This window comes from Alteromonas macleodii, from assembly GCF_903772925.1.
In the GTDB taxonomy this organism is placed as follows: domain Bacteria; phylum Pseudomonadota; class Gammaproteobacteria; order Enterobacterales; family Alteromonadaceae; genus Alteromonas; species Alteromonas macleodii_A.
On sequence record NZ_LR812090.1, the window covers coordinates 91,257 to 108,484 of the forward strand.

The 17,228-nt window shown below is 39.4% G+C and carries 12 protein-coding genes; 8 read left to right on the forward strand and 4 right to left on the reverse strand.

The window, feature by feature from the left end:
- Window positions 1–12: 12 nt before the first annotated feature.
- The 3 genes from PCAR9_RS00435 to PCAR9_RS00445 are packed head-to-tail and all read right to left on the reverse strand — an operon-like array spanning window position 13 to window position 2,685.
- Window positions 13–1,332 (reverse strand): transglycosylase SLT domain-containing protein, encoded by a 1,320-nt coding sequence (locus tag PCAR9_RS00435; RefSeq protein ID WP_179981929.1) that lies wholly within the window; start codon window positions 1,330–1,332, stop codon window positions 13–15.
- A 13-nt stretch (window positions 1,333–1,345) separates the two neighbouring features.
- A complete protein-coding gene (locus PCAR9_RS00440) occupies window positions 1,346–2,119 on the reverse strand; it encodes an ETEC_3214 domain-containing protein (RefSeq protein ID WP_179981930.1) in 774 nt (257 codons plus the stop codon).
- A gap of 14 nt (window positions 2,120–2,133) precedes the next feature.
- Window positions 2,134–2,685, reverse strand: a complete 552-nt coding sequence (locus tag PCAR9_RS00445) for an LPP20 family lipoprotein (protein WP_179981931.1) — start codon at window positions 2,683–2,685, stop codon at window positions 2,134–2,136.
- Between the two features lie 475 nt (window positions 2,686–3,160).
- On the opposite strand from PCAR9_RS00445, the gene PCAR9_RS00450 reads away from it, so the two are divergent.
- On the forward strand, window positions 3,161–3,802 hold the full coding sequence (locus tag PCAR9_RS00450; protein WP_179981932.1) for a hypothetical protein: 642 nt from the start codon (window positions 3,161–3,163) through the stop codon (window positions 3,800–3,802).
- A 49-nt stretch (window positions 3,803–3,851) separates the two neighbouring features.
- Here the strand turns inward: PCAR9_RS00450 and PCAR9_RS00455 are convergent, their stop codons facing one another.
- Entirely contained in the window at window positions 3,852–4,100 is a 249-nt protein-coding gene (locus tag PCAR9_RS00455) for a DUF2960 family protein (protein ID WP_179981933.1), read from the reverse strand.
- A 295-nt stretch (window positions 4,101–4,395) separates the two neighbouring features.
- On the opposite strand from PCAR9_RS00455, the gene PCAR9_RS00460 reads away from it, so the two are divergent.
- The 7 genes from PCAR9_RS00460 (at window position 4,396) to PCAR9_RS00495 (ending at window position 17,227) form a co-directional block, all read left to right on the forward strand.
- Window positions 4,396–5,355 (forward strand): restriction endonuclease, encoded by a 960-nt coding sequence (locus tag PCAR9_RS00460; RefSeq protein ID WP_179981934.1) that lies wholly within the window; start codon window positions 4,396–4,398, stop codon window positions 5,353–5,355.
- Window positions 5,356–5,486: 131 nt separating this feature from the next.
- The gene (locus tag PCAR9_RS00465; RefSeq protein ID WP_179981935.1) at window positions 5,487–6,065 is read left to right on the forward strand and encodes a restriction endonuclease; all 579 of its coding nucleotides are present in this window, start codon (window positions 5,487–5,489) and stop codon (window positions 6,063–6,065) included.
- Window positions 6,066–6,560: 495 nt separating this feature from the next.
- Complete coding sequence (locus tag PCAR9_RS00475) at window positions 6,561–7,355, forward strand: hypothetical protein (RefSeq protein WP_332066554.1); 795 nt, start codon at window positions 6,561–6,563, stop codon at window positions 7,353–7,355.
- 138 nt (window positions 7,356–7,493) lie between these two features.
- Window positions 7,494–9,080: a DNA phosphorothioation-dependent restriction protein DptF gene (dptF, locus tag PCAR9_RS00480; RefSeq protein ID WP_179981936.1), complete on the forward strand. Its 1,587-nt coding sequence runs from the start codon at window positions 7,494–7,496 to the stop codon at window positions 9,078–9,080.
- 241 nt (window positions 9,081–9,321) lie between these two features.
- Window positions 9,322–10,392, forward strand: a complete 1,071-nt coding sequence (gene dptG / locus PCAR9_RS00485; RefSeq protein ID WP_232091079.1) for a DNA phosphorothioation-dependent restriction protein DptG — start codon at window positions 9,322–9,324, stop codon at window positions 10,390–10,392.
- Window positions 10,373–15,469 (forward strand): DNA phosphorothioation-dependent restriction protein DptH, encoded by a 5,097-nt coding sequence (gene dptH, locus PCAR9_RS00490; protein WP_179981938.1) that lies wholly within the window; start codon window positions 10,373–10,375, stop codon window positions 15,467–15,469. Before dptG ends, dptH begins: the two co-directional genes overlap by 20 nt.
- Window positions 15,470–17,227, forward strand: coding sequence for a DUF262 domain-containing protein (locus tag PCAR9_RS00495; RefSeq protein WP_179981939.1), 1,758 nt, complete (start codon window positions 15,470–15,472; stop codon window positions 17,225–17,227).
- The last annotated feature ends 1 nt before the right edge of the window (window position 17,228 follow it).

Below are 17,228 nucleotides of genomic sequence, written 5' to 3' on the forward strand. Positions count from 1 at the left end.
CTAACCTCGACGCTAAATGTGTTGTGAAAAGTACGCTTTACTGCCTAATACTTTGTCTAAATAGCGCTGCGTTTCAGTGTGTGTTTTACTTTTTATTACTTGCATCACTTGTTCTGGCGTCATCTGATTAATTTTCTCAATTGCTGCCATTCTGCCGTGCTTACCATTGTTGAACGCTTTTGAGAGGTTACCTATGCCAGTATTATAAGCGGCTATAGCGCAGTACAAACGACTGGTGGGGTTTTCAACTTCTTTAAGATAACGCGTCATTAAAATATTGAAATATGCGCTGCCATATTCAATATTGCGTTCGCTGTCATACAGCTCTTCAGGCGTTGGCTTTTTATCACTGGAAAATACTTGCTTATTCACATCTGCGCCTGCGGTGGCGGGCACAATTTGCATTAACCCGTAAGCGGGAATATGTGACTTGGCCAGGGGGTTAAAGTGGCTTTCGGTTTCCATTACTGCCAGCAGGGTATCTTCGGCTACTTGCCAACGTGAAGCCTGTTGTGAAACGGCATTTAAAAATTCAGCTGCTTTTTCGTAACGCGCCCGCTGCAGTTGTATTTTATAAGAACGCGTGTTTTTGGCTGTTGCGTCAACTTTTGCTTCTGATACTTCATTAAGTTGTGTAGTGAGCGTCGCCACTGTTTTTGTGGCTTGTTCTTTTGTTTGCTTCGGCACATCTTCTCTTGAAGCAAACTGTTCGACTTCTTTTATCTGCTTCTCTAAGCGAGCTTTAGTTCGTTGCGTAACTAATGCAGCCTGTTTTTCTACGGGTATCGCCTTTGCAGCAACTATCGATTTTGCTAAATCAGCATCACTTTTTATTCCCAATGCGTTAAGCAAGGTAGGGGCTGCGCTTTTATTGTTTTTTAGCGTGGGAATGTGTGCTTTTTTTGCTGAGTTACCGTCTAAAATGACAAACTCAGGGTTTACTTCTTTTGCTTCAGATGCTGACAATTTTAGCGTACTTTCAAGCGCAGCTTTGACTTGATCGTTCTTTTCCTGTTCATCAAGTGTGTCGAATTCGTCGTCACGAATACTCACCTCAATAGTGTCTTTTTCGAAATCAGCAATGACTTTTATATTGTTATCGTTTGAATATGCCACGTACTCAGTGGTTGAACTCAACTCAGCTACGCCCCATTTTTCGATTAACTTTTCTTTAAACGCTTCATACCGCTGAGAGTAATCGTTAGCAAAGCGTTCGTACCTCTCTTTATGCTTTTCCTTATAGGCATCAAACTTTGACTGCTGCGCCACTGAAGGTGCGCTTAACAGCATCGATGCAATAACTGCCTTCTTTAACACTCTGTTTCGCAACATGGCAAGTATGTCCTTATTTCTTGTAATACAAAGAGTATTCAAAGTTGGTTAAAACTGAGTCGGCAATGACTGATAGGTCATTTTCACCTGCGCCGTAAAAGTTATTTATGGCTCTCGTAGTTAACTGCCTCACTTTTGTTAACGCCTCTGGTGATGTCTCATCCATATTTAAGGTGTTGTAGATCTCTCGTAGTTCTTCACTGGGCAGTTGTACCTCGACACCGTAGCTGATAGCACCAAAGTAGTTGTTAACGAATAACTTTTCTTTACCAAGCTCTTCTTTAACTAAAAGGTATTCAATGTTGTTGAAATCTAGTGTGAAATCTTCAATAGTGCCGTAGTTATCGGCAATGCTAGTTTTGTCGTCGCTAGCGGTCTTTGTGAGTAGGCTATGCGGCACAAAGTCATCAATTAGGCTTGTGATGGTGTATGCACTTACACGGTTTTCTTCTACTATCAGCGTTAGTATGTATTTTTCTTTTAGGTAATAAGCAAAGCTGATTTCATCATTGTATTTACTGGTTTTGATTAACTGCGGCTCGCCAATAAGGTTTTTTATGTAGCGTAAATTACTGCCTACATTTATACGGTCTAACGCCTGATATTCGTATTGATGAGTGAAGTTAGAAAGAGTAAGTCGCCAGGCTTCAACAATAACGTCTTTAGTGTCTCCCCACTGACCTAAAGCCATAAGACCAAGAGCACCTGCTACAAAGTATTCATAGACAGATTTTTTGCGACCAGGCGCTGTGTCAGTCTCATCCGAACTTCTCTGATTTTCACTCATTACTTAAACCCGTTCTACAGCTGATTTTCCGACTTTAAAAAGTTCAGATAAAGTAATGTTTCATCTTCTGGACTTAACTTAGTAGGAGCACTATTGATAACGCGTTCAAATAATCTCTTTGCGTTGTCTTCAGACACAGTGACCAATGCACACACATTTTTCTGTTGACCCATTTGAGCGTAATCGACCTTGGTTACTTTCGAGCCCTGAAGCGCTTGATTCACGAACTGGGTAGTGGCGGTAGAAAAGTCAGTATTAGTGGTACTGGCACTAGCACTAGATACCGTTTGTGCATATTGTTCTTGTAGAGAAGATACGCGAGCATCTAATTGGGCGGCCAACTCAGTACGTGCCATAGTAGCAGCCTGAGTTTTATCCATAGAAAAGCTGTTTGATGCTGCTACACAAGATGAGGCTGCTAAACCGGACTCTACTGTTGGGTTTGTTACCCAAGAGGGCAGGTTCATCCCCATATCTGTAGCATTTGTTTTTGGTGTTGAGCTACACCCTGCTGCTAAAGCAAGCGTGGTAGATAAAGCGATTAACTGAAGGTTGCGTTTAAGCACTATTAACTCCATTTACATTTGCGGACAGGAACACCGCGTTCAAATCCATTTGATTGCATATTGGCTATATTAGCGCCATTTAATTTAAATTACAGAGAAAAATTTGGGCATAACGGTTATTTTTTATAATTAGGTATAGAAAAATATACTTTTTCGAGAAGTGTTGCTCCCTCCGTAACAAACTTTTAATAATGTAACTTTCGAAGTTAGCACTAATCCACCTGTCGCAACGCCTTGATACTGTTACGTTGCAATGCGGGCAGCTAATTACGACATGCGCTATCAGCCTGTCGCGGCTGTAGTTTTTAGTGGTTCAGTTATAAAGAGTGATTAAGCTGTAAAACAAAGCGCTGCCGATTGGCGGCGCTTTTTCATTTTAAAGCCCCACATTTCACTTTCACATAAGGTGCGCTGTGTTAACGTAACCAAGATTAATAGCACCCAAACAGCATTAACCATTTGAGCAAGTAGCAGTATGTCAGTAAAGAATTATCAAAAATTCTATCAGCCATTAAATGCAGTACATTCGGCTGACTTCAATCGCTGTATTTACTGCGGCTGCGAGGCGGCCCGGCAAGACTTTATTCCGCCTATAAAATTCATTCACGACTGGCAAAGCGGACATCTACAGGCCGATTTCATTTCCGTACCTTCATGCAACGAATGCTTCGACCTGCTAAAAAACGAAAACAACGGCACGCTAGAGCCCAGAATAATAGCGTTAAAAAAGCTATTGTCAGAAAAGTACAAAAAGGCCATTAGGGTATATAACCACTGGAGCATGGAAGAAATAGAAGAAATGGATGCCGCATTCCAAATAAGCCTAAAAGGCGGCATGCGACTAGGTAAAGAAACCCTTTCACGCCTTCAATTTACTGGGTTCGACTATGAAGTAAACGGCAGCACAACGCGGGTGGCAAAACCACAGCGCGAGGTGTTCAAGGTGTTCGATGAAGAGTTTAGCAGCTTTAGAGAAGCGCTAGCCTTTGCCAGCGCTACCTACAAAATAAAGAAAAGCCGACTAAGTCAGCTTTATTTCGATAATGATGAAAGCTTTGATAGGGCGATCGAGGTTTTTCATGGGTTGGTTGAAGACCATCAATCAAAAGCTGATTGATGGCACTGAACTCCGGAATCAGCGGTTCGAACCCTATCGAGCGCAACCATCACTCTTGACCGTTTTTTAAAAAGTACAACTCAGAAAACCCCATTTTTGCAAATTCGGTATCTCGGTAGTTTCTTACGGTTTTTTTGTCTTTACTGATAGCGGCAAGCTGCTGTTCAGTTTGCAGGAACTGGGAAAGGTCTATACCCTCAGCATCGGCCACAGCTTCATGCATATTTTGATGGCGGCTGTAAGAAAAATTTATCTCTTTTGCCACACCTTTAAACTTATAACGTACTTTATGGGCCATGTTCTACTCGAGTTGGTCGATGTAATTCAAAAACTGTTTAACCGCTATTATAAACTCAATTAGCGCCAATATTTACCGTATTAAGAAACGCGGGTGGAAAAACCACAGTGTGAGGTGTTTAAAGTATTCGATGATGATAAAAGCTTTAATAGGGTTATCGAGGCTTTTAATGGGTTGGTGGATAAAGCGTAAATAATTTAGATTGCTATGATGTTCTAAACTAAACATTGATATAACTTACCTAAAATACGAGGGATGTATGGGGCCTGATTTCGAAAATAGTAAAGTACTCCTGATGAGGGGACCTGTTGAATTGATCAGTGAGGGATATGCTGGGATCGGGTGGGGGCAATTTCAGCTTCGTGAATTTCGCAATGCTGATGAGTTGTTTAAGCACCTTGAAAGCACACAACAAAGTGTTGGGCGTAGCGGTAATCAACTGCGTCGATTTATTGAAGTTAAGCAAGGCGATTTCATCGTGGTGCCAGCGCCTGCCCGTATATACATAGGAATCGCTACTGGCGAGAAACGATTCTGCGCAGACAAACCGTGGGGCGAAAACCAAATACAAGTAACGTTTCCCTGCGATGCTGAAAACGAGCCAATTTCTATCGCACGTACAGACCTGAAGCAAGGTTTACAATCTAGGCTGCGTATACGTTTAACCGTTGCAGACTTAGATTACTTTAAAGACGAAATCATAGAGCGTTACAACGACATTAAAAATAATGTGAGTAGCGGTGCCTTATCCAAAATTAACGAAAAAGCAGGGGAAAAATTAGAGCAGTTTAAGGCAAAACTGTTAGATAACCTTCGAAATAGAAATCATTATTTGGAAGCTGGTGGGCAGGGCTTAGAACACCTTGTAAAAGAACTGCTTGAAATTGAAGGTTACACCGCTGTTATACCTAGTAAGCAAAGTCACGAGGTAGGGATAGATGTTGATATAGAAGCCCAGTCACGCAACCCTTTCATTACGCAAGAGCTTTTGGTTCAAGTGAAAGATCATGTGGGATATACAGATAAGCATGCCATCGAGCAGATAGCGAAAGTTAAGAAAGAAGATGATTGCTATAGATGGGTAGTATCTTTGGCTGATTTTAGTAAGGATGCAAAAGACTGCGCTGTTAAATTTAACGTTAAGCTGATGAGCGGAGCTGAATTTGTCGACTGGCTAGCGGAGCGCTGGCAAGACTTATCCCCTACGACACAGCAAAAGCTCGGTATAGCTTCAGTGCCGCAACTTATATTTTAAACCCCTATATAGAAAACGAATCTCTTTGCTAATAGGTGTAGGTTAGACGAACGGAAGTAAGCGAAACGCTTTGGCAGCAAGTGTTTTATCAGCTATCTTTAACTTAATTAAATCAATATATTGAGTGCTAAATGAAATTTAAGTTATCAGAAGAAGTAAAGAAAATATCAAATGTCGCGCTAAAGGATTTAGATAGGACTCTTTGGGAACTTCCTGAGTATTATTTAGGTGTGAAGTTAGCCGAGTCTGCGAAGAAGCAGGGCTATTCTTTTGAGCTAGAGAAGAGTACTAAAGAGATAGCGAAAGAGCTGAACGTAGCGCTACCAGAGTCTTCTAGGAACGGTCGAATAGACTTGGTTATTCGAACTTCGCAACAAAAGAAGTTATCTCATCTTATAGAGATAAAGAGAAGAATTGGCCTTCATAAAGTAACAAAAGATGTTTTGCGACTCGCTGAGTTTTGCTCTGCTTCAACCAAAAAATCTGCAAAAAAAGCATTTTTGGTTGTAGTTACAAGAGCAAAGCCCAAAACTATAGAAAAAAGAGAAGGTGAATTGCAAGATAAGCTAGATTTGCATTTCAAGAATAGCAAGCAGGCAGCGGTTATTAGCGTTAAAGAAGTTATTTCTATTGCTGAGTACAAAAATTGCGATAAAGCTGACTGGAAAGATGAACAAGTAGTTATTATGCAAATAACGGCAAAGTCTTAGGGAAGTTCCGCCATTAGCGATAGCCTTAATGCTGTGTATTGTCATAGTGCGGGCAGCTAATTACGACATGCGCTATCAGCCTGACTATTCGGTGAAAGAAATTAACATTGAAGAGTTTCCGGACGACTACCCATGGAGCGAAGAAGGTACATGGGAGCTTGACTAGGAAAGCGAGGAGGGCGCAGAAGATGTACCCATTGCGGCCAAACCTAAGCATCGTGAACCAGAAGATCACATAGAAGGCGATCCACATAGAGGCCGTCGCGGCTGTAGTCTTTTGTGGTTCAGTTATAAATAGTGATTAAGTTGTAAAATAAAGCGCTGCCGAAAAGTGGCGCTTTTTGTTTTATAAGTGAATTATAATATATTTATCAGAAGCTTAAGATTGCTTTAGATTCTTAGTTTAACTATTCACAACCGTTCGAATTTAGACTATGTTTGAAAGTGTGTCACCGTAGACGACATAATATTTCAACAAAAGGCGCGTCATTAGTAATGGACTACGAAAAGTATTACGAACCTTTAAAAGCTGTTCACTCCGCTGACTTTAATCTCTGTTTCTATTGTGGCTGTGAAGCCTCGTGCTCAGATTATATTCCCCCTATTAACTTTATTCATGACTGGCGAGACGCAAGTAGAGATGCGGATTTTATATCCGTGCCTTCGTGTACAGAGTGTCGAGATTTGCTTAGAAAGCAGAATATTGGATCGCTAGATTTACGAATAGATACTTTAAAAGGGCTATTAGCAGACAAATACGAAAAAGCGATTAGAGTGTTTAATCATTGGAGTGATGAAGAAATACAAGAAATGGACGCTTCATTTCAAAGAAGTCTAGAAGGTGGTTCTAACCTTGGCAAAGAAGCTATAACAAGAGTTCGTTTTGCAGGCTTTGATTATGAAGTAAATGGCAGTATTACACGAGTCACCAAACCTGAAAAAAGACTAGTTAAAGTATTCGAACACGAATTTGATAGCTTTAAGGAAGCCCTAGAGTTTGCGTGTTTAACCTATCAAATAAAGAAGAGCAAGCTAAGTCAGCTTTATTTTGAAAGCGGTGAGTCTTTCGAAAAAGCGATAGAAAACTTTCATTATACGATGAAACTTCAAGAGCTTGAAAACGAGATTAAGCAGCCCTGCCAAAAGTTCGCGAAACAATACAAGCAAAATAGCGATTTCGTTTTACGAACAGTAATGAAATACATGATTGAAGACGAAGAGCTAGAGGTAAATATGGCGCTAGCGAAGCTAGGGCAGAGGTATGTAAAAGGTTTTAAAGCGGTTGTCTAAGAAAAATGCTTATATTCAAAAGAGTTAAATTAATACGCAATACGCTTTAATCATACCAATCTATCGGCAACTGTCATTGGATCACTAAATAATTCAATGTTATTTTATTAGACTAAAGACTAACTATAAGGATGTGGAATGCGTTTTGTTGATGTTTTAAGCGTATTGTCTAAATCTTCTCCGTATGCAGTTTCCACTGAACGAAAAGACTCCATTTCAGCCGAGCTCGATGCAATAAAGAAATATCTTTATATCGAAACAGATATTCAAAAAGACTTTGAAAAGCACCTAACTACATTATCCGCAGGTGATAAAAAAGTTATCTTTCTTTGCGGCAGTAGTGGCGATGGTAAATCTGAAATCCTTACTCAATACGCATCAAAGTTTTCTCATAAAGCGACCTTCCACTTGGACGCGACGCATAGCTTTGAACCTGATGAATCTGCAATATCAACACTCGACAAAGTTTTTGCTGATTATGAGCATAGTGAGAAAGCATTAGTTGTTGGTATCAATGTAGGCATGATGGGAAATTATGTCGAAGAGGGTAGCAATGAAAATGTGTGTGATGCCATCGCGAATTATTTAGAGTCAAAAGCATCAACTTCAGAGTATGTATTCTTAAACTTTGAGGACTATCCAAAGTTTAATTTAACTAGTACCGGTCACTCTTCTGATTTTGTAAAAGCTATTTTGCAACGAATAACAAAACGTGAAGATAATATTGTAAGGCAGTATTTTGATAAAGAAAAAGCTAGCCATGACGGCAATAAGCTCCTTTGCACAAATTACCAGCTCCTCTCAATTCCACAAGTTCAAGATCGAATTGTCGATGTACTGTTTAAAGCGAGATTGATTAAAGACCAGTTTTTAACGGCGAGGACGCTGCTGGACTTTGTTCACACACTATTATCACCGGAGGGATACCTGTTTGATAATATGTTTAATGCCCCGGACAACGAAATCTCATCAAAAATTGTAGATTTTGATCCTGCCGACGTTAGAACCGAAAACGTCGATAAATTCCTCTTAAGTACGAGTTTGGGTTTGTTCGACAAACGTTTCGAAGAATTTACTTTTTACTTGTCATCAGAGTTCGGTATCCGTCAGTCAAAAAATTCTCACTCATATCTAAGACTGTTCTATCTTCTTGGAGAAGCAGAGCTCGCCAATAACTATCACAAAGATTTTCTTAAGGATTTTGATGAGCCTCTATTGGATAAGTATGCGAAAGTGTGGAATTTACACACTCACTTTGTAGGGGATAAACAAGATAAGAAAGAGCTAAAAGCCTTCTATAAAGAGACAATATTCTCTGCAATCCACACATATATAAATAGAAATGCCAAATCGATTGCTAAAGGGAAGTTTCTTATATCATCTCACAATGGTTATCAGATTATGACTGAAGTCGATATGGAGCCTGACTTCACTGCAATACAGCATGCACCACCAACAAGTACATCTTACTTTGTAGCCAACATATCTGTTGAAGGTAAAAGTGTTTCAATGCCGGTTAATATCAATCTTCTTAATATGATGAATAGAATTATTGGCGGCTACAGACCAAACAAGCATGACAAAAATACCATCGTTATTTTAGATGACTTTGCTGACCACATAGCTGACATAGCATCAAGCAAAGATAAGCTCACCATAGTTAAAGATGGGTTAGCAATAAGCCTACGTAACGATGATGATGAAATAGAAGTAAGTGGGGTTTAAAGATATGTTCAAACTCAAAGCAGAGCTAAAACCTCAAAACAATAAACTGACGTCTTTTTTCCCAATCAACACTAAGGACAGAAAAGGTATTTTTGATTGGGATATCGTGCTTGGGCACTTTGTGAAATACGCTTATCGTAAAAGTGTAGCGAGCAACCAGTTTGAGCAATTCAAATTAAAGTGCAAAGAGCGCTTCGAATTAAAGTTAGACGAGCCACAGTTTTGGCAACACCTTGAAAAGATGTATTTCAGTGGTGATGAACTTTATAAGATAAGCCCAGAGCTTCTGCTGTTTAAAGCGCAAGACATCAAAGGTAGTTCCGCAAATAAGAGATTAGGTGATTTATTCCTGAACTTATTACAGGGCCACCATCTGCAAAAATCACCGAGTTTGAGCCTGAACTTTTTAGAGAAGGAGCTAGTTGAAACATTCAATAGCTTCACTGTCTCAGGGTCTGAAGCAGGAACCGTTTCTAAAGCACCGACAGAAGTGCCTTATCTTCCTTTTCTAAGAGCGCTGTTTATTGAAGACTTAGACTTTATTGCATCGAAACCAAAGTACTTCATAGAAAACATAACAGACTTTTTAAAGCTTTATGCGTTCCTTTATACCGCGCAACTCACACTTAACTTAAGTGAATGGAGAGCGGGCGAACCCACAGCAAAGCCATGCTATTTCATTCTAGATACAGAAAAAGCTTCAGATGAACGCAGCTATGTAAAAAGCTACGGTTACCGCCAATTAGCCAAGAATTTCGATAAAGTTTTTCCATATTTAGCAATGAATGAAAGTCTCCAAGACCCAGCTGCTGTCAAACAGCCATTATGGTCTATCACTTGTCTTGAAGATACCGAAGGAGCGCTAGACGCCCTAAATGCTTACACGGTTGAATTTAAAGGAGAGCGAAAATTAGAGATAGAGCTCAAAGAAGCAAGCAGCGTGGCAGGTGCGGTAGATAACCTGTTGGCACTCTTCTATGCGCAATTTGGCAGGAGTGAAACACGTCATGAAGTTAATGTTCATTTTTGCAAAGCCATAGAGTCAGAGTTATGTGGCCACTTTGTTCAAAGCCGAGGAAGAGCGGGTAGAGTTTTAGTATTTAATCAAGATTACATATTGCTTTTGACCAATATAGTTATTGGAAACAGAGAGCGCCTGCGACTTCATGAGCTACTTAAAGAGTTTGAAGCAAGAGGCGTCTTTTTTGATAAGCAAACACAGAAAGTGCTTGTGAATTTTTATGAACGTATTGGGAATGTAGAAAGAATGAGTGACAGTGGAGATGCAGTTTATGTCAGAAAAACAGTTTGAGGATTTTTTAGCTGAAAAGCTTGTAAACTGGGGCGCTGAGCATTTCTACGAAGGTTATCGTTACCAATTCCAGTCACCAGACAAGAGCAATAGCAAAAAACTATTTGATGCCCTTTGCGCCAGAAAAGCAGGCTTCATTACTATCAAGCAAGTCGAGATGCCCTTTATACAGGTTGGGGGATATAAACTCTTAGTTGTTTTGCACAGTGAGGACAAAGGGGAAGGCTGTAGCGAGAACTTTATTTCTCATATTCGAGATGTAGTCGCATCTCAACAAAGTGAAGTGAAAGGGTCTTGTCTTCTAATTATTCATAACTCAATGCTTGATACATTGATAAATTCAGCAGAGAACATTGCGCAACCAGGCTGGGTTTGGCATCCGCTAAAAATTAAAGAGGCATTAGAGGGGGAAATCGACCCGTTAAACGATAATAAGCTGGTTACTCAATGTTTACTAAGTCATCGTTTTGAGCAGATCGTAGATGATGGTGCAACCATGTTTGGTTTTGAAGAGCTCTTCAATGCGCTTGTTGATGATGGCGAAATCAGCTTTCATGAAATAGCACTGCTAAACGATCCTCTTCTGAAAGGTTGGGACTCACCGAATCAGATTGCGAACAGGCTTGAGCAAAACAAGCAAATGTATGAAAAGCTCGACTATATTACCCATCACTTTCCAACAAGCTTGGAGGAAAAGCTTGGGGAAGAAGACTTTAGCCCGTCTTTCGTAAAAAAGTATTTTGATGAACAAGACCCCGAGGCATGGAAATACAACTTAGAGTTAGAAGCATGCTTACAAGAACAAAAGAAAAATAAAGAAAACCTTCTAGAGCTTGAAAAAGAATCTATCTCAGAGGGTAAATTACTTGTAAGAACGCAAGCGGATACAAAAGCTGGCAGGCGCACTAAGAACATCATTTATGTGATGCCGGAGGGAAGGAATAGCTTTGAGCTTGAATTCAGCTTCATTGGCGGAAAAGTAGAGAAAAAAGAATGTAAAATTCTCAACGCTAGTCAACCAAGTATCGATTGTAGTACCCCCGATAATGCTGGTGGAAAGCGCAGCCGCATTATGATTTCAGGCAATTACTACGATACTGCCACTTTCTTCACATTCCGCGTAAAGCGAGATAAATCTGCTGAAACTCACAATTTTAAAGTGTTAGTAGTTAAAGAAAATGAGTTTTATCTAAACTCAATAGAAAATAGCTTTCTTATAGACCCCAAACGTCAGTTAATCACTATTCAAACCGAAGAGAACAAGCTGCAAATTGCTGAACATGGTAAGGAAGAAGCGCTAACTGAAAACGAGCAAGAGTTTGAAAACACCGCAGTAGGTATGGTTGATTTCGAAAAGCAAGCTTCTGAATCTGACAATGTTGAGTTTGTAGTAAAAGGTAACGAAACACAGTTGAGGTTTAGTATTGAGGGCGCAGTAGCAACTGATGCGTTATCACTACCTCTTTTGTTCAATCAAGAGCGTTTTAACAAACTATTTAGCAACGATTATTTTGCAGTTTTTAATAAGCGCAAGAACAAGATCCAACTAGATAATCATGAAATAGCGCCTAAAGGAAAGCGTTTAACACTTTTACAGTGGGAGCAAGAGCTTTTAGACAATAATAGTCTGTATTGCCCGACATCTGAAAATTTGCATGTGGCCGTTGCAGATATCGCTACTAGCTACCCTGAACTATCGGCAGCGTACTCTACTTATTTTGCCTACCTGACTAATAACAACACCTTGCCAAGTTTGAGTGGATGGGACGAAACTTACCAGGAGCTGGTTGAGCATGTAGTGTACAATTACAATGAAGCACTAAGAAGCATTCAATACGATGCTCTACTAAGCCAATCGCAAAAGCAGTTAGTTAACATCGGCTTCGCAGAGTTCAACGGCGTTGAATACATAACGCCATATCACCCTATGGTTTTAGCTTATCACCTGTATCTTGTGCAAAGAGTGATACAAGACGAAACCAACAGCTTCAAACAGCTGCCAAAAGTCACGCTTTCCAGATTAAATGCGCAAGGGTTGATGCCATTCATTTATGACCCTAATGATGAGTTTGGATATTGCCAGTATGAGACTGACAATAGTATGTGGTTACGTATTGTACCTCATCAAGAAACTAGTTACGGCTACGTACAGAAACTGGTTAGGGATAAGGTGTCTGAGTTTAGAGATGCGTTTTCAAGCCTTTTTGAAAATGGCGAACGGTCTAAGCTAATAATCAATTCCATAAACAATGGCCAAAACAAAGAAGTCTTTCTTGGCCTAGTAGACTTTATTAAACAATACAAAAATAAAGCCTGTCAGATTCACGTAAATATTTATGATGATGAAATAGAATACTGTGAGTTTGATCGGTTTTCTGACACTGCAAGCTACGACGTTATTAAAGCAGAATATGGATTAAATAAAGGAAGAGATAAAGATATTGCTGATACCGTAATTGACCTACTCAGAACACGGTTAACGTACAGCAAGTTTGAAAACGAGAAGTTAGAAGATGGCACTTTTAAGCCTCATCACTACGCCCACATTTCATTTTTTAAGAATAACGACAAGGTACAGTCTAGAGACCGCAATGTTAACGAAGAACTAAGTGGAATTGTTGCTGAAGGCTTATTGGCTGGCGAGGCATCATCTAGTGAAGAAGACAGTTATTCAACAGCCTTTGGCCTTAAGGGGATTGAATATGATGATAAGCCGCACCTGCAAATTGCAGAACGTCTGAATGGCCTCATAAAACCCGCACGTAAGCCCGACGAGCAGTACTCACGTTCTAAATCTACAGCATTAGTAGTGAGCGGTAAGTTTAGAAAACTTCTTCAATGTGCTTATTCGAGTTCAATTTGGACGACAATTATTGACCCCAAAGTAACACTGGACTTCTTTGACAACGATAAAAACGTTGTCTTGATTCACTATTCAGATAACTACACCAACTCAATAAATTATGACGCGATAACCGTTACTGAAGAATCTGATTTATACAAAAAAGTCCTTGAGCGTGATCAGGGCGGCATAATTGAAGAGTTCAACGCCTTCAATGGCGAATGGCTTCTTAAAATGATCACCGCTAACGACAATGAACGCAAAGAAAAGCGCGGAATCATTGGTGCTTATAAGTTTGTTAACTGCTTGCTTAATAAGTCAGACATTACCTGGGTTCCACTTTCAGTAGCGGAGATGTTGCGAGTAGCAGGTAATATTGGCTTAAAAATGTCTGAAAGTGACTTTTCAAAAAGCAATATTTCGGGGACCATCAAGGGCGCTATCTCAGACGATGTTTTATTTGTAGGCTTTAAGCAAGATGCAATGGTTTTACTGCCTGTAGAAGTTAAAACGGGTAAAAAGCAAACTCACAGCAAAGGTGTACAACAAGCCAAAGAGCTGAAACGCTATCTTGAAGAAGACGTGTTGAAAGGAGACAGTTTAGCAGCCCAACTTTATCGAGGATTGTTTGTAAGACAGCTGTTGATGCAAATAGACAAATACAAGCTGTATAACTTATATAGCGATAACTACTTCGATGAATTACTCTCGCGTCGTGAATGGTGGTTACAGGGCAATTATGCTATCGCTGACTTGGCAAATTATCCTGAAGGCTTCTTAGTATCGCACGTTGAAAATGACACTTTCTTTGAGCCAGCTTTTGAGTTGAAAGAAAACATTCTCAAAATAGAGCTGCCAATAAGCAACCTTTCTACATTTATAAAAACTCCGTTATCACAACTTTTTGAACAGCAGCCTGAAAAGCTTTGTCACATCAATAGCGAATACATTTTAAGAGATTCCACACTACTTGTTGGTAACAATATACAGTCAAAAGAAGACACCTCTTTAAATGTGGAAGAGCAGGAAATTGACTACAATTCTAACGCAGAGCCCAATGTCGAAAAGCCCGAAGTAAATGTAGCTGACGAAGTTAATGTGGAAACTAACGAAACTTTAAAGGTGTTAGTTGGCCATTCTGTTCAAAACCAAGAGCCAGTTTTTTGGGAGCCAACAAATACCGCCAAGTTCATGAATACTAACTCAGGTATTATTGGAACAATGGGTACAGGTAAAACCCAGTGTACGAAATCCGTTGTTACTCAGCTCCACCGAAATCAAAAAAATAATGTTGATGGTCAGCCTATTGGTATCCTTATTTTCGATTACAAATCGGATTATGTGGATGATAAGTTTATAAACACTTCGGCTGCCAAGAAGTTCAAGCTGTTTAAGTTACCTTTTAACCCCCTAAGTCTTTTTGGTGATACCCCAATGTTACCTATTCATACGGCAGCTGGTTTTTCAGAAACGATGGCAAAAGCGTATGGCTTAGGCAAAAAACAACAGCTAAAGCTAGAAAACATTATCTTAGAGGCTTATGACCTTGCGGGGATAAAACCTGAAGACCCTTCCACTTGGAAAAGAACAGCGCCAACTATTGAGAATGTCTGGGATATATTCTTAGATCAAGAGAAAGTAGAAGAGGATTCGCTTTACGCTGCGCTATCAAAGCTTGCGCGATTTAAGATATTTGAGACAGACCCTGAGAAGATGCTTAGCTTATACGACTTAGTAAGTGGTGTAACCGTTATTGAGCTAGCGGGTTATCCGACTGAAGTGCAGAATTTGGTCGTAGCATTGGCACTAGACTTATTCTATTCGCAAATGCAAAAGCAGGGTAAGCCTTCAGTCCAAGGTGATTTTCGACAGGTCACAAAACTAATCCTGGTTGATGAAGCCGACAATTTTATGTCCCAAAACTTTCCAAGTTTGCGAAAAATACTTAAGGAGGGACGTGAGTACGGCGTCGGTGTGATACTGTCTACTCAAGATATTACACACTTTAAAACAAGTGATAACGATTACTCTGCTTACATATTGAGCTGGATTGTTCATCGCGTTTCTCAAATTAAAAATCAAGATATCAAGTCACTCTTCAATAAAGATGACAAGACTGATCAAGAATATCTGATGAAGTCGATACGCGAGTTGGAAAGACATCATAGTTTGTATGTAGATGGTAATAAGAAAATAACAAAAATTAAAGATAAGGCATTTTGGGAGCTGGCTTAAATGGATATTACACCTAAAAGTGAATCGCTAGAAAAAATATTGACGGGATTGGAGACTAATTTTTATGTGCCCGACTATCAACGGGACTACTCTTGGACTTCAGACGAAGTTGAGACACTTTGGATTGATTTGAAAAATGCTTTTAAAAATAAAACAGATTATTTTATGGGCACTGTCGTGCTGAAAGAGCATTCTGGATCGGAAGAGAAGTTTGATATTGTTGACGGACAACAAAGGTTAGCCACATTTTCTATTCTATTTTCGGTTTTTAATATAATAGGGAGTCGTTTTCATTTACAGCCTGATTTGTTTCCTGATTTAGCGAGAGATGAACATAATAAAAAGTTCGCTGAAAAAATGCGGAATATAGCTATCCAAAGGCTACGAGAAGCAAGTGAACCTGATAACTATTTCCTGCACCTTAATAAGAAAGACAGTCCCACCTTTCGAGGAATAATAGAATCAGATGGCCCTTTATTAATAACTGATGAAGATTTAAAAATAGTCAAAAATGAAAGTAGACTTATAAAAACAAAAAAAATATTCATAAAGAAAATTTTGAATGATTTCAAAGGTGCTGACTCTATAGAAGCGTTATATTCATTTCTAGTTCACATCGTTAAAAAGCTGAGATTCATATCCATTAGGGTAAAAACCGATTACGAAGCGTTTTTGCTATTCGAGTCTCTTAATTCCAAAGGTATGGACTTAAGTGTGGCCGATCTAGTAAAGAATAAGATATTAATGCACGCTAACGGGGCTTCAAGTGCAGAGCTTCTTGATAACTGGGAAGAGATGATGAGAAGCATAGAGTCATCTAGGGTGTCGCCTGTAGACTTTCTTAGGATATATTGGGAGGCGATAAAAGGTATAAATACAACTAAAAAAGAGCTTTATAAATTTATTTGTCACTACATAGAGGGCCTCCCAGCTACGAAAACCGGTGTGGAGCAGTTTTCATTGGACATCAAAGATAAGGCCGAGTCTCTTTCTAATTTTGCAAATTCTCGACTTATATTCCCAGATTGTATTCAAAACTCAAATAAAGCCCTTAAGTTTTGTGGAGAAATAAATCAGTTAAGATATGCCACCTGTTACCCTGTTCTATTATATGCATTTTCAAATCGAAAAGATCTTGTGGATAAACTAGCCGAGCTAAGTCTATCTTTTTTGTTTAGGTGGATAACTGTGGGTGACTATTCTGTAGGAGGAGCGAAAGCCGTATTTGATGAAGTTCTAAAGTTATTGAATGACCCATCAAAAACAGAATCAGATATTATCGCGCCGTTTTTCAAGCATGAAGATAAGGTAGGTGACAGTGCTTTTCAAAGCTCTTTTAAGCAACTTAAACTCCAAGACAATGCTTTGGCGAAATACATAGTGTCGAAGGTTTATCTGCATAGTAACAATGCTCAAGCCATACCTAACTATTCTGAAATACACCTCGAACATGTTCTCCCGCAAGTAAGTACAAAATGGGAAGCAGCAGGGTTTTCTATACCCGAAGGCACCTTAATAAAAGACTGGGTTTATCATATTGGGAATATGGTTTTATTAGATAAAACTATAAATACGAAAATAAAAAACTCTGTGTTTAAGAGTAAATTCCCAGAATATCAAGGTTCACCGTTTCCTGACACTAATATGATATACAAAGTCGCTACAACTGGTCGGGGTTGGTCACCTGAATGGATTATAGAAAGAGCTGACGAAATATCTAAATCAGTAAGTGACATATGGCCCCTTAAGAAGAATTAAT